The 13,086-nt window shown below is 53.5% G+C and carries 10 protein-coding genes; 4 read left to right on the top strand and 6 right to left on the bottom strand.

The window, feature by feature from the left end:
• The first annotated feature begins 40 nt into the window (after positions 1 to 40).
• Positions 41 to 862: an SDR family NAD(P)-dependent oxidoreductase gene (locus ASN_RS01180; RefSeq protein WP_039905600.1), complete on the top strand. Its 822-nt coding sequence runs from the start codon at positions 41 to 43 to the stop codon at positions 860 to 862.
• A 78-nt stretch (positions 863 to 940) separates the two neighbouring features.
• Here ASN_RS01180 and ASN_RS01175 read toward each other — a convergent pair whose 3' ends face one another.
• On the bottom strand, positions 941 to 1,600 hold the full coding sequence (locus ASN_RS01175; RefSeq protein WP_058986973.1) for a TrmH family RNA methyltransferase: 660 nt from the start codon (positions 1,598 to 1,600) through the stop codon (positions 941 to 943).
• A gap of 364 nt (positions 1,601 to 1,964) precedes the next feature.
• Complete coding sequence (locus ASN_RS18405) at positions 1,965 to 3,704, bottom strand: Hint domain-containing protein (protein ID WP_082666533.1); 1,740 nt, start codon at positions 3,702 to 3,704, stop codon at positions 1,965 to 1,967.
• 209 nt (positions 3,705 to 3,913) lie between these two features.
• On the opposite strand from ASN_RS18405, the gene ASN_RS01165 reads away from it, so the two are divergent.
• Complete coding sequence (locus ASN_RS01165) at positions 3,914 to 4,507, top strand: recombinase family protein (protein WP_058986972.1); 594 nt, start codon at positions 3,914 to 3,916, stop codon at positions 4,505 to 4,507.
• A gap of 170 nt (positions 4,508 to 4,677) precedes the next feature.
• Here ASN_RS01165 and ASN_RS01160 read toward each other — a convergent pair whose 3' ends face one another.
• From ASN_RS01160 to ASN_RS01145, 4 genes are all read right to left on the bottom strand, one after another.
• Positions 4,678 to 6,375: an OprO/OprP family phosphate-selective porin gene (locus tag ASN_RS01160; protein ID WP_157765071.1), complete on the bottom strand. Its 1,698-nt coding sequence runs from the start codon at positions 6,373 to 6,375 to the stop codon at positions 4,678 to 4,680.
• Positions 6,376 to 6,419: 44 nt separating this feature from the next.
• The gene (gene tcuC / locus ASN_RS01155; protein ID WP_006559443.1) at positions 6,420 to 7,769 is read right to left on the bottom strand and encodes an MFS transporter; all 1,350 of its coding nucleotides are present in this window, start codon (positions 7,767 to 7,769) and stop codon (positions 6,420 to 6,422) included.
• A gap of 154 nt (positions 7,770 to 7,923) precedes the next feature.
• Entirely contained in the window at positions 7,924 to 8,925 is a 1,002-nt protein-coding gene (locus ASN_RS01150; RefSeq protein ID WP_197603316.1) for an Lnb N-terminal periplasmic domain-containing protein, read from the bottom strand.
• Positions 8,922 to 10,946 carry an esterase/lipase family protein gene (locus ASN_RS01145; protein ID WP_058989036.1) on the bottom strand — a complete coding sequence of 675 codons (2,025 nt, stop codon included), beginning with the start codon at positions 10,944 to 10,946 and terminating at the stop codon, positions 8,922 to 8,924. The genes ASN_RS01150 and ASN_RS01145 overlap by 4 nt, the downstream gene beginning before the upstream one ends.
• A 1,422-nt stretch (positions 10,947 to 12,368) precedes the next feature.
• On the opposite strand from ASN_RS01145, the gene tnpA reads away from it, so the two are divergent.
• Both tnpA and tnpB read left to right on the top strand, forming a co-directional pair.
• A complete protein-coding gene (gene tnpA / locus ASN_RS19125) occupies positions 12,369 to 12,728 on the top strand; it encodes an IS66-like element accessory protein TnpA (protein WP_058986867.1) in 360 nt (119 codons plus the stop codon).
• On the top strand, positions 12,725 to 13,072 hold the full coding sequence (gene tnpB, locus ASN_RS01130; protein WP_010510701.1) for an IS66 family insertion sequence element accessory protein TnpB: 348 nt from the start codon (positions 12,725 to 12,727) through the stop codon (positions 13,070 to 13,072). The genes tnpA and tnpB overlap by 4 nt, the downstream gene beginning before the upstream one ends.
• Positions 13,073 to 13,086 lie beyond the last annotated feature (14 nt).

The raw sequence follows: 13,086 nt of genomic DNA, 5'->3' as shown, positions 1-13,086 counted from the left end.
TGAATGTTGGGACAAATTAAAGATTGGCCTAGCATCTCTTATGTCTTCAGTTCGTTCTTCTCACTCTTACTCCCGCCCTGTGGCTCTGGTAACTGGGGCGGCAGGGGGTATTGGGGGCATGCTTGTCAGCCGCCTTGTGGCGGAAGGGTACCATGTGCTGGCGTTCAGCCGCAAAGGGGAGCCCACGGCACAGCCTTTTGTGACCCCTGTTGCGTGTGACCTGACACAGCCTGAGCAGATTGAAGCGGCCGTGGCCGATCTGGCCAACCAGAATGTGGCGCTGCAGGCTGTGGTGCATTGTGCCGGTGTGATCACACCGCAGCGCATGGGTACCACGGATACGGCGTGTGTTTCTGCCCAGCTGATGGTGAATCTGGAAGCCCCCATTCTGCTGACCATGCGGGCGTTACCCTTGCTGCCCCCTGGTGGGCATATCGTGTTTATCAATTCCATGGCCGCGCTGGTACCGCTGGAAGGCAGCAGCATTTATACGGCCAGCAAGTTCGGCTTGCGCGGTTTTGCGTTGTCTCTGGCGCAGGATGTGCAGAAGAGCGGTATTCATGTCTCCTCCGTGTTTCCCGGTGCTGTTGATACCCCCATGCTGCGGCGGGAAATTGACAACGGTGGCTCACCTCTGAATTTTGTAACGGCTCCTGCCACGGCGGATGAAATTGCCGCCATTGTGCAACAGCTTCTGCGCCGCCCACGGGCAGAAGTGTTCTGCCCCAGTTCCGATGGCATACTGGCGCAGCTTATGTTGATGATGCCGCGTGTCTGGCGGCTGATCCTGCCTGTTCTTTTGAAAAAAGGCCGTAAAGGTCAGAAAAAATATCTGGCTGCGCAACAGAAACCGCCAGTCTGATTTTATGGCCGGGAAAGTTGTTTCCCGGCTCTCTTTTCAAGCCGGCGGACGGTGGGTAACGGGGTAAAACAGAACGCCTTACGGGGCTACATGATCAGGTGTGATGACAGTTGGCAGCGGTTCTTCCCGTGTGCCTCTTTTGTTACGCCATTTGTATTCGCTCTGATAAGCCCGCCTCTGCTTGGTGACTTCATACAGCATAATTCCTGAACTTGTTCCAAGGTTCAGGCTTTCAATCATGCCGAACATGGGAATGCTCACGCACATTTCGCTGCGTGCCACAGCCAGATCACTGATCCCGCGCGTTTCATTTCCAAACCAGACAGCAAGCTTGGGGTAGGTGGTGTAATCCCCTTCATCAAGAAAAATGCTGGTTTTCCCTTTTACATGAGGGGACGTGACAAGGGACGTGAATCCCATTTTTTCGAGATGATCAAAACAGTCTGCCGTGCTGTCAAATCGTTTTACAAACGTCCATTTGACGGCCGAGACTGATGTTTTGGAAAGTGTTTTCTGTTCCCGCAATTCCTGCCAGTCATCGGAGAGCGCACGGTGCGGATCAACAATATAGACTTTCTCCACCCCAAGCGCGTTAACATTGCGGATGACAGTACCAGTATTTTTTATGTTGCTGGGGTCTTCAAGAACCGCAATCAGATTCTGGCACCGGAACGCCTTTATGGAATCCGCCCGTATGCGTGCAGGCCTTTTTGCTTCATCTTTTATCTCTGCATTCATGCTCACAATCCCTCTTTTGAAAATATGAAGTTTTAAGATGATCGGACTTTTTTGCCTGAGGGTTATCCTTCAAAGCCCATATTCTTACATGAGAAATCAGCTTTGTGCTTTAAAGAGCGTGCCGCAGGGAATGCTTCGAGCATCAGCAAACAATGATCCATAGGCAGATGAAATATAGGAAACACTGAAAGGGAAAATTTTAACAATACTCTTTCTCCATGAAGAGAAAGATCAAGAAGACTATCGAGTGCACATAATACCCTTACCTCGTAAGTAAGGGGTATTGCGAAAAGAAGCCATTTAACAAAGCAGGCCCTGCTCAACTGAACAGGGCCTGCGGCAGAGAGACCGGATGTTACGCCAATCAGGCGATGCTGGTGGCCTGCACTGCCTGCTTCGTGGTGTCAGCCGCCAGATAAGGACCAGCAGCGCGGATGGTGAGGGAAAGGAGTGCCATGTCTCCTTCTACCTGCTGAGCATCCAGTGGCAGAAGAGCGTTTCCGTTCGTCCAGGCTACGCCATTCCACCCCATGTCAGCGTGCCAGCCGTCGGGTTTGTCTTCCTGAAGGTGTGTGGTCACAGTATGCTGACCTTTTGCGGTCACAAGTCTGACTTCGCCCACGGCAACCCCCATCTGGCGGCGATCATCCACAAACGGGCCGATCACATCCGTCGGGCGGCTGGCGCGGGAGAGAATACGCACAGACTGCGTGCCAGACGGCAGCATGAAGCTGTAATGCTCGTCCCGATGCCGTACGGGGCGCAGGGTCGCCCCCTTGTCCGTTATAAGGTGCAGGTCGGCGTCATGCACAAGAGCGGCTTTTTCCGGCGCTGGTAGAGCCTGTGCGACGCTCTTTTCACGATGTTCCAGCACATGGAACAGAGGTTGCACAAAGGAGCGATCCACACATAGCGGTGCCCCGGCATCATCCTGCCAGCTCCGTGCAGTGCTGCGCAGGGTTGCCACTTTGCCATCCTGACGGAAGGAGGAACGGTTACCGGTATCCAGATAGCTTTCCGTCAGCATGCCATCAGCAGTGATAACGGAATGAAGTTCCGTTTCCACGTGATAATAGTCATAGGACAGGATAGATTTGTCATAGAAAATGGTGCGCCCGTTTACCAGCATCCGCACTGGCACAAACCGGTCTTCAAAGAACAGGCAATGTTCAGCAGTAATCAGCATGTCCTTGTAAGGCACGCCATCTGCAATGGCGTCTTTCAGAACGCGCACCGGCCACCCTGCTTCATCATCCGCAAGATGCGGCCGCACCACCGCACGGGCCGTACCAACCCACACAACGGAACGCAGAATGTTGCGGTTGTTCTTCCAGTCAAACGCAACAACCTGATCACCAATGGTGATGTCTTCAACCGCTACATCCCCATTCGCGGTGCGGATCATGCTGCCAGCAAGGAAGCATACCTCACCTGGCTTACGGCCAGTCGCGTTTTCGCCATATATTATTGTCCAGTTATTATTTCCATTAACACCATTACGGAGGGCAGGCTGGCCGTTGCTATCTAGATCATAACCCTGTGTTACGGTAAGTGTCGTGCCTTGTCCTGCATTTGTGTTTTGAGGCGCTCCACTTAACCAGTCCACTGTAATCTTGGCGGGGCTTTCAGATGTTCCAATTTGCGTATTGGTGGCATCAGAAGAAAACTGGTAGTGGACAATATGAATATTATTGCCTGTCAGTTCATAATTTCCTGCCTGTGCATTGCTTACCCCACCTGTTTTGGCATCTTCAAATGTTCCCAAGACAGTAAACGATGTATCATTTGTGGTAATTTTTGAAGCTGCCCCCATTCCACCGATAATGACATTGCCGACTTCTACTGGAGTTGAGCTATTAATGTTCGGGGTATTATTTTTAACAATATTATTGTTATCGACAGCATTGGGGTCGGTATTGTTTTCAAGAAGATACCCTGCTTCGCGAAGAGTATGTCCGTCAATTATAAGGGCGGTGTCCTCTGCTGTTGGGACTCCTGTTTCTGATGTAATTGTCGACCCATTAAGTAAAAGCCAGTTATTTGGATTGTTCCAATCTGTACCGTCAGAACCTGTCCATAGATATGTAGAGCCAGAATTCACCATTTTCCAATTTCCTGAGTTGCGCAATTTTTTTTCGTTAATATTTTCCGATCGGATTTATGTTTTTGTTGTATTAACAATTTGGGTGAGTTAATAATCTTAACGGTTTGTTAACCTCTGCAGCCCTTAGATTCGGGCTTGCGCAACTCAGGAATTAAGCAAGAAGCTCGTGCGTTCCTTGCTTTGGTTAAGTAAGAATATGAGTTGAGAGTATGGACCGGAAAGTGGGCTACGCACGCGTCAGCACGGTAGGGCAAGCCCTTGATACACAAATAAAATCTCTCAAAAAATTTGGATGCAAACGAATTTTCAGAGAGAAGGCGAGCGGGGCGGACGGTCAGCGCGTTCAGTTACGCAAAATGGTGCAAACCTTGCAGGAGGGGGACACCGTAGTGGTTACCCGCATAGACAGGCTGGCACGCAGTACATTTGATCTGTTTAGTATTGTTAGGGATATTACCCAGAAAAAGGCGCGGTTTTACTCATTGGCGGAGCCATGGGTTGATACCGCCACCAGTACGGGCCGCCTTATGCTTGCGGTTCTGGGTGGTCTAGCTGATGTGGAGCGTGATCTGATCCGCATCCGAACGGCTGAAGGGCGGGCCAGAGCGATCGAACAGGGGAGGCGTATGGGCCGTCCTCGGCGGATTACTGATGCCCAGCGGCAGGAGATTGCAATGCGGCGACAAGAAGGGGAAGCGCTTCATTCCATTGCAAGTGCATTCGGGATCAGTGACAGCACGGTCTCTCGTATTGCGAGCGGGAAAGATAGTCATGCCCACAGGAAACTCACGGTTTCATGCTGAGTAGAGGCTGCTTTTGAAGGAAGATGATTTTGTAAGCAACTTTTGCAGATTATGATGCGTTAGCTTTATTGTTTGCGGAATTCACCAATCTGGGCAGGAGTGGTCTGGTAAAGTTCTTTGGGGTAAACAAAAGATCACCAGACCACTCGAGCAGATTGTCAAAAACAGTTCTAAAACGTTACAGCGGAGCGCATGCCAATAATGTTGCCGCTGTTGGGGCCAATGTAGTTGCCGGTTTTGTTGGTGACATCGGCATGGGTGTAGTTCAGCATCAGCCGCGCAAAGCTGAGTAGATACCAGTTTACGCCGATGGTGGCTGTCCAGGCGCGGCCACCGGTGGGGATGGAGGTCGCATCAATCCAGTCCCATCGGGCGGCAACTTCCCATCCGCCAATTCCGCCATCTGCAACAGGATGGAGGATGCGCGGTGTGGCCCATTGGCCCGTATGGGCAAAGTAGTTGGGGGTCTCGCCTGTCAGGAACGCGCCAGTCTGAAAGCTGAAGGCCTGTTCCGTGCCTTGTGCGCCCAGATTACGCGGGCTGAGTGTCAATCCTGGCACGGTATCTCTTAGCTTCATATGGCGCGCGCCGTATTCAACCAATCCCCATGCAGGCCCCCAGATGCCGAAAACCTCCACGCCGCCTGCCATGGAATTGGCAAGGGGTACCATTGGTCCAAACTGGAGACCGAATGCGTCATCTGTCCGGGCCAGCAGGCGTACGCTTTGCGAGAATGTGGCGGCGGGTTTGACATCTTCATAAAAACCCCATGCCCCCAGATGAATAAGAGCTTTTTTGCTCCGCCACGGAATGTAATGGGTGCGCAGCATGTAGGTCAGATCATCCCGCACGTTATTGGTTACGTTGGCGCTGTTGACGTCATCACCCGTAATCTGGGTGGCAACATGCCAGTTGCTTCCAAAAATCTTGAAGGCACCGCCAAGGCCGTACCAGCCTTTGACCGGCAGAAGCGCACTGGCAACAAGATCACGGTCAAGAAATACGGTCTGATCCGAGCCGGTGGAGCCATCAAAGGAACGCTCGTTGAACTTGTTGCCCAGCGTGTATTCAACAAGATGCCCCGCCATCTTGTCGCTCCACGTCATGAAGGCGCTTACGACTGAAAGCTGATTGTTGGCGTAATCACCTTCAAAAACCCAGGAAAGCTGATGGGCGTTTCCTTCCACGCCAAGACGTGCCGCGCGCAGCGTGGTGCGGGAGACATTCTGTGCGGGAAAGCGGGAACCAAAGGCCGCACCATAATCGGCCAGAATACGGCCGCGCATGCGGAAAGAGTAGGCGTTGTCCGGCGTGGTGATTTCTGGCAGGCCCTTGCCCCATTTCAGAACCAGACCGCCAACGGTGGTGCTGCGGTTGGAAGTGGGAATCTGGGATGCCACGCCCATGACCGGAGCCGAGCCGGATGGCATGTTGGAGATTGCCCCAAAGGTGCCCGGAGCAGCCGGAAGCAGCGGATAGCTGGAGCTGCGGGTGTCAAGATAAAGCGGGCTGCTTTTGGCGGGCTCATCCCCGGCAAACTTGACGGGCTCGACAGGGCCGGATTTCAGCGTGGGGGATGTGCGCGCAACGGAGACCGGCGGATAGAAAGCAGGGCTACGAAAGGTCGGTTTTGGGGGCTCCAGAGGGGCATTATGCGCTGCTGCCGTGCCACGGGTAGCAGCGGAGATATGCACCGCATTTTTCTCCACTTTTGAAAGGCGGGATTGAAGTTCATGAATCTGTTGGGCCTGCATTTTAACAAGGCGTGTCAGTTCCTGCACTTCCGGATCGGCTGCGGCAGCGGATGCGTGTGGCGGATGGGCGACCAGGCCGAGCATGCCCAGGCTGAGGGTAATACGAGTGCGCATGGTGGTATCTGCTACAAGAAAAGAGAAAGTGTGGCGGACGGGTATCATTGAGATGTCTTGGCGTAGGGGCGTGCCATCAGGCTGGCGGCAAGCCCACACAAAGCGGCCAGGGCAAGCCATGCACCGGGAATGGCGCGGTTACCCGTGGCATGAATCAACCATGTGCAGACTGTGGGCGTAAAGCCACCCACGCAGGTTGCCAGACTGTACGCCATGGAAAAGCCGGTTGTGCGGATGCGTGGCGGCACGATTTCCGTCAGATAAACAACCGCCGCGCCATTATAGACACTGTAGAGAACGGCCAGCCAAAGCTCTACCGCCAGCAGACGCAGGAAGGAGGGGGAAGCCACCAGCCAGCTCATGGCTGGATACGCCGTCAGAATGGCCAGAACAGTTGACGTAATCAGTAGTTTTTTGCGCCCGATACGGTCTGATACTGCACCAAATAACGGCAGGCACAAAAAGTTGGTCAGTCCCACGCATAGCGTGACAACAAGGCTGTCCGTTGTGGAAAGATGCAGAACAGCACTGCCAAAAGAGGGCGTATAGGCGGTAATGACGTAAAAGGAGGTGGTGGTCATGAGCACCATCAGCAGCCCGATGGAGACAACCCGCCATTCGCGCGCAATGGTCTGCACAATTTCTGAAAAATGGGGTGGCTTGTGTGTTGTGGCGAAGGCTTCTGTTTCCTGCAGATTGCGGCGCAGGAAAAACAGGACAGGCACAATCAGGCACCCGATCAGCAGCGGAATGCGCCACCCCCACGCGGCCATGTCTGGTGGAGAGATAACGGAGGCCAAAGCTACCCCAATGGCTGCCGCCGCCATGACGGCAATCTGTTGGGAGGCGGACTGAAACGCAACAATAAAGCCCCGGTTATGTGGCTGTGCAATTTCCGCCAGATAGACCGAGGTCGAGCCCAGTTCCACCCCGGCGGAAAACCCTTGCAATAATCGTCCGCACAGCACCAGCAGAGGGGCGAGAATACCAATGGCGGCGTAACCCGGCGTGAGGGTAAGCGTGAGGGTGCCAATGGACATGAGGGTAAGGGTGAGGATAAGCCCCTTCCGCCGACCAATTCTGTCCACATAGGCGCCAAGCAGCAAAGCGCCTAATGGCCGCATGAGGAAACCCGCGCCAAAAGTGGCGAAGGACATCATGAGTTCCGCATAAGGATCTGTGGACGGAAAGAAGGCGCGCCCAATGGCGGCGGCATAATAGCCGAACACCATGAAATCGTACATCTCAAGCATGTTGCCGCTCGCCACCTGTGCGGCGGCTTTCATGCGTTCTCGCATGGTCATGGGGGAGGCGGCCGGAGCATGGGTATCTCCATGAAGAGAGGTGTGTGTTTCGGGAAGGCTACCCAAGGTCGTGCTGCTGCTTTGTGTCATGACTCATTTATCTTGATGCTTTTTGTTATTGAGCCCGCCTCACAGGGCGAAGCGAGCAGCATAAGCACAGATAAATAGTATAATCTTCATTAAAATGAGCCGAGCGCAGGAAAATGACCTCAACTGTGTGTTATGCGCACCAACAGAAAAGGTATCAGGGTGTTATTACAGGAAGGTTTTTCCTGATGTCCTCGGAATATGTTTCTTCTGGTGTTGCATTGGCAGGGCGGGTAATGCGGCTGTGTTGTTTCAGGGTAGGAAAATCCAGCCCATCTGTCTGTAAAAGCCCCAGATCATAGGCGAGAGAGGCCGTATAGCCGCTCAATAGTATGCGCCAGTCCAGCCGGTACCGCAGCTTGGCCTGCGCCCGTGTCAGAATACCCGTGGTGCAGTTATCGGTTAGCGTATTGTACCATGCTGGGTGGTGGGCCAGCAGATCTATTTCGGTCAAGTAACTTGTAAAGAGCCGCTCCCTTGCTTGCGGAGAAAGAGCGACCCTGTAAAGGTAAACACGCTCTTTGCGGATATCGGTTCGTACGCCTATCAGATCGCGCTCATCGGCTGTTACGTAGAACAGTTCGTAATGATGGAAGAAACCGGCAATGGTGGAATAGGCAAATTTCTTCTGCCTGCGGGTTTCAATGGAAATGGCCAGATGTTTGCCATCACTGAACCCGAAGCTGAGAAACACATGGGCAATGGTTTCTCCTGCCCAGTAAGAGGTAATCAGGTCAAGCGATGTGAGTTTGTCCAGATCATAATCGGCATCATAATAACGGGGCGTATAGTCCTGCGGCGTGCGGTAAATGAAATTGCGCACATGGTGGACGTGGGCAATGCGCCCTTCCATGGAGACATCGGCAGGGATGGCGTATTCCCCCGCCCAGTCCCGGTTGTTTTGCGGGGGATCAGTTACATACCAGAGAAAAAATCCGCCAAACAGGATGATACGGGCAGCAATTTTCAGACGCAGTGAGGAAACGAAAAATGTGCAGCCCACCAGCACCGGAAACAGAAGCGTCAGCATGATGCGCAGCACGTCTGGCTCAAGCGTGGAATAATAAAAGGCGGCAGCCCCAAATAGCGCTACACACAGAACGCCGATAACGCTCAGCCGGTGTATCCATGGGTGGCGGGATCGACCAGAGCGGGTCAAGGCGTTGGCCTCACGCTCTTGCCTGTGCGGGCAGGAGGTGTTGTTGTGGTTGGCTGATTATCATTCTGGGGTGCAGCTATATGGGTGCGTGTTGTGGGCACATACTCGCCTCCCAAGGTCATGATATCGTTTCGGGTTATCAATTCGGCAGTTTGTGGTGGGCGGGAGCCATTGTGCAACTGTGCCAGCAGAATACGGCGAACTTCCGCAATGGTAATGGGGTTGGATTGCGTTGAATGGCCAGATCGGCGCACCACCAGTTCTGAATCAACATCTGGCACGTGCGCGCTTTTGTAAGACACAACACCATCATTCTGCTTGTCCAGCGGGCCATCACCCAGCACCGGTATGATGGAATGCGCCGTGATCTGGTTTGCCACCGGAATGGTGGCAAGAGAGCGGATAAAGGAACTGTGCGGAGACATGCCATACACGCTGCCAACGCGCCATGGGCGCATGTTCAGCCGCCGAATGTTGGGGTCACTTTCCATAACGGCTTTGGTTACTTCCGTAACCGTTATGGGGAAAGTGACCATCCGTCCCACCAGATGCGCGAGTGAAAACCCGGCTATATAACTGCCGTGTTGCGGTGTGGAGATAAACACAACACTTTTGACCTCAGGGAGAGGTTTAGGAAAAAGTGCTTCCTGCAACAGGGTTTTACTGTTGGTGGACAGATTGAGACTATCCAGCGGGCGGGAGATCATGCCGTCCCATAATTTATCGCCCGCATCAATGGCCAATAGCTTGATCAGCAGCCCACCCTGACTGTGGCCAATCAGGGTCATTTCTCCCAGTGCCGGGTCGGCCTGCACGCCGCCAAGCTGACTGACGGCCTGTTGCAGCGCCTCGCGGAGTTGCAGGGCAGAGTAAGGGATAGGGTTGCCTGTGGCATAGGAGAACAGCCAGAATTCGTAATTCTGGCGGATTTCAGTGTCTTCCAGCAGATCATTGATCATGTCCGCCCAGCGGGCGGCGCTGGATGCTGTGCCGTGAACCAGAATAACCGGCCGGTGCCCGTGCTGGTGCGGTTCAATAGTAATAAGCTGGGGAATGCTCCCTTGGTCAAAGAGTCGCCCGTCCAGAAACCCCTTGTATTCGGTGGACCAATCCATAGCCTCGTTCAGGCTGAGCCCTCGGGCGGCGGTCTGATCATATTGGAGAGGTGTGCTCTCTTCCTGCGGAGGGGATGGCTCCGGGTCATCAATGGCCGCAAGATGTAGAGAGGCTTTTTGCACATCGGCCAGTACCTGCTGGCGTGCGTTGGTCATGACCAGTTGCAGATTGAGCGGAACGCGGAGCTTATCCGTAATCTGGAACGAACGGCTTTCCTGCTGCGTCAGGTGAGGAAGGCCCGCAACCGGTTCTCCCAGCCCGACATGGCGATAGATGTTTTGTAATCCCTTGATGGACAGCCGCGCCAAGGGGCGCAGATCTGTAAGAGAATGGCCGTGCCATTGGAAAGGGGTGGCGGAGGCTTCTACATCCAGCGTGCCATATGGCAGGGTCCACCGTTGGGCAGAAAGCGTGATGGGGGCACCAAGAGCTTCCGTAAGGGCAAACATATAAATATCGCACGCCTGCCGGAAATGAGGGTCATATCCACTGGGGCGATCAGCTTCCGGGGCCGAGGGATTCAGATAGGCATAAGCGTAAAGGGCCGCTGCCATAAACTGGGCCCGATCATGCGTTTTACGGGCGCGCTGGTAGCTGAGTTCTGCAAGCGCGAAAAGCTGATCTTCCAGTTTATGCGCGTAAAAATGCCGCTGCGTCATGGCGCGGAGCGTAGCGATTGTCCGGGTGGGCTGCGTCTCCCACAATTTCAGCAGGTTCTGCCGTTGCAGGACGGTGTGGGTCGTATTGCTCAGCAGGCTGCCGTTCAGCGCACTGCGGGACCGGTCCATGTAGGCGCGTTGCAGGGACATTTCATGGACAGAAATCGGGGATGTGCATCCGGCAAGCAGAAACAGGGTTGCCCCATAGGCGGCGGTTCTTGACGAAAGGCGGAGGCGTCTGATCACGGGCACATCGCAGGGCAGGAAGTAGAAAGGGGTGTTTGGCTAGCCCCTTTGTATCCCTTTTAGGCTTTTCCGTCACCCAGCGGTCAGAGTGACAGCGTTGCAGGCCACAGAGCAGCAGCGGACACGGCATGCCTTCACTGGGTGGAAGAGTGTCAGGCTCCAGCAGATGGGTTTGCGCGTGGTTCTTACAGGAAGGCTTTATGGTGAGTCGGCGGCCTTCTTTTCTGTCGCCAGACAGCCTTGCCGGGTGCAGCGCCGGAAAAGGAAGTCGTGGCTACCATCCCATGAGCGCTGCCGCTGCCACGCAGACCATTTGTGCCCCAGCAGACGGCAGAGCATGCGAGATCTAAACCACCTCATTCTTTTTCCTTTTCGGCCTCAAAAAACCTTCGTCAGCCCTTCAAGCGCAGACTCACCAAGCAGCCAGAGAGGCAGCTTGTAACAGAGCCACGGAATGATGAATGACTGTGCAGGGTTATAAACGGTCAAACCGGGTTCTTGTCCACCCAACCTGCCAAGCCCTGCTATGAAGTTTTCCTGGGTCCTGTGTAACAGGGTGGTGTGGGTAAGGCCAAGCAGGGATGAGGAGCCCGGCACCATGAGAAAAATGTCTCAAGGGAGGCTTTTTCTGCGTGTTAGCGCTTGTCCTGCTTTGTTCCGGAAATATCTGTCATTTTTTAAAGATAATGTATTTTTATACCAATATCCGTCAGTCTTATGTTGTCTTTTGTTAAATCTGAAGCGACTATCCCACGGATGACGTTCGTATCTATCGCTTTGGTCTTATCGCTATAAATATCTATTTTGTATGGTGTTGGGTGGAATGTTTTTGGGGCAACCCGTTCTGGTTCATATATAAATATCAGTTCTATTGCATTGGCGTTATTGAAGATAAGTCCAGCCCGTGATGTGCAGTTATGATACTGGCAGGCGGTAAAGACGGACATATCGCCAAGACTTATTTTAGGGTTTGGTGGCCCATCTCAATACGATATCGCAATTTCTGTGGCTGAAAAATGTCTGTAATCCGTAAAGTAAGGGGATCCTTTTAAAAACAGCTTAATTTTCTTTTCGAGATCAGGAGGTATGAGGTGATTGATGGTGCGACAACTGGAAACGCTAGCAAGCGTGCAGTGAGGTTGAGCGACCGCTATCTCTGAAAATAACAGCGGCAAAATCAGCGCTGTCAGGGTATGTTTGCAGGATAGTATCGGGGCTTCTTATTCCGTTCAGTTTCCTTATTAGCAGCAGCGTCTTTTATCTATCGGGTAGAATTTTCCGCGAGGAAAAAAGCTTTCTCTATTAAAATCGTTATCGCCTTTAACGTAACCGGCCGTTTGAGGCCGCCTTATGATTAAAGATTGTGACTGGTAACTTACCGTCGTTAACGACGTCGTTATTGACGTCATTTGAGAGGTAAGAATGGCCCAGGAAATCCTGATTGGTGTTGAACGCCGTCGCCGCTGGTCGGATGAACGCAAACTGGCGATACTGTCTGAAGTTGGTGTGGATGGAGCGAGTGTATCGGATGTGGCACGTCGGCATGACCTGACCCGCCAACACCTTTACCAATGGCGGAGTTCATTCCGTCAAAGACTATCTTCGCCAGATCAGTCTGTGGCGTTTATTCCTGTTGCTTCAGTGACGACACCTGCTGTGACATCTGGCGGTGGACCTGACGAACTGGCCATAGTGCTGCGCAATGGCCGTAGTATCAGGGTGACGGGACATCCTGCCGAAGATCTTCTGGCCCGGGTCATCCAGATTGCGGAGACGGCATGATTGGCGTGGGCAACGGCGTGCGTGTCTATCTGGCCTGCGGGGTGACCGATATGCGCAAGGGCATATCGGGTCTGGCAGCACTGGCACAGGACGTGCTGCGTCAGAACCCGACATCAGGGGCGCTCTTTGCTTTTCGTGGTCGCCGTGGCGACAGGATCAAGCTTCTGATGTGGGACGGTCAGGGGTTCTGTCTTTATTACAAGGTGCTTGAGAAGGGACGTTTTCCATGGCCGTCTCCGGCAGAGGGCGTTGCACGCCTGACGACAGCACAGATGGCCATGCTGTGGGAAGGCATGGAGTGGAGACGCCCTTCCTGGTCTGCACCACCGTCTCGCGTAGCCTGATTTTTATGGCGTGA

This window comes from Acetobacter senegalensis (assembly GCF_001499615.1).
Lineage (GTDB): Bacteria > Pseudomonadota > Alphaproteobacteria > Acetobacterales > Acetobacteraceae > Acetobacter > Acetobacter senegalensis.
This window is presented reverse-complemented; position numbering and strand designations above follow the sequence as displayed.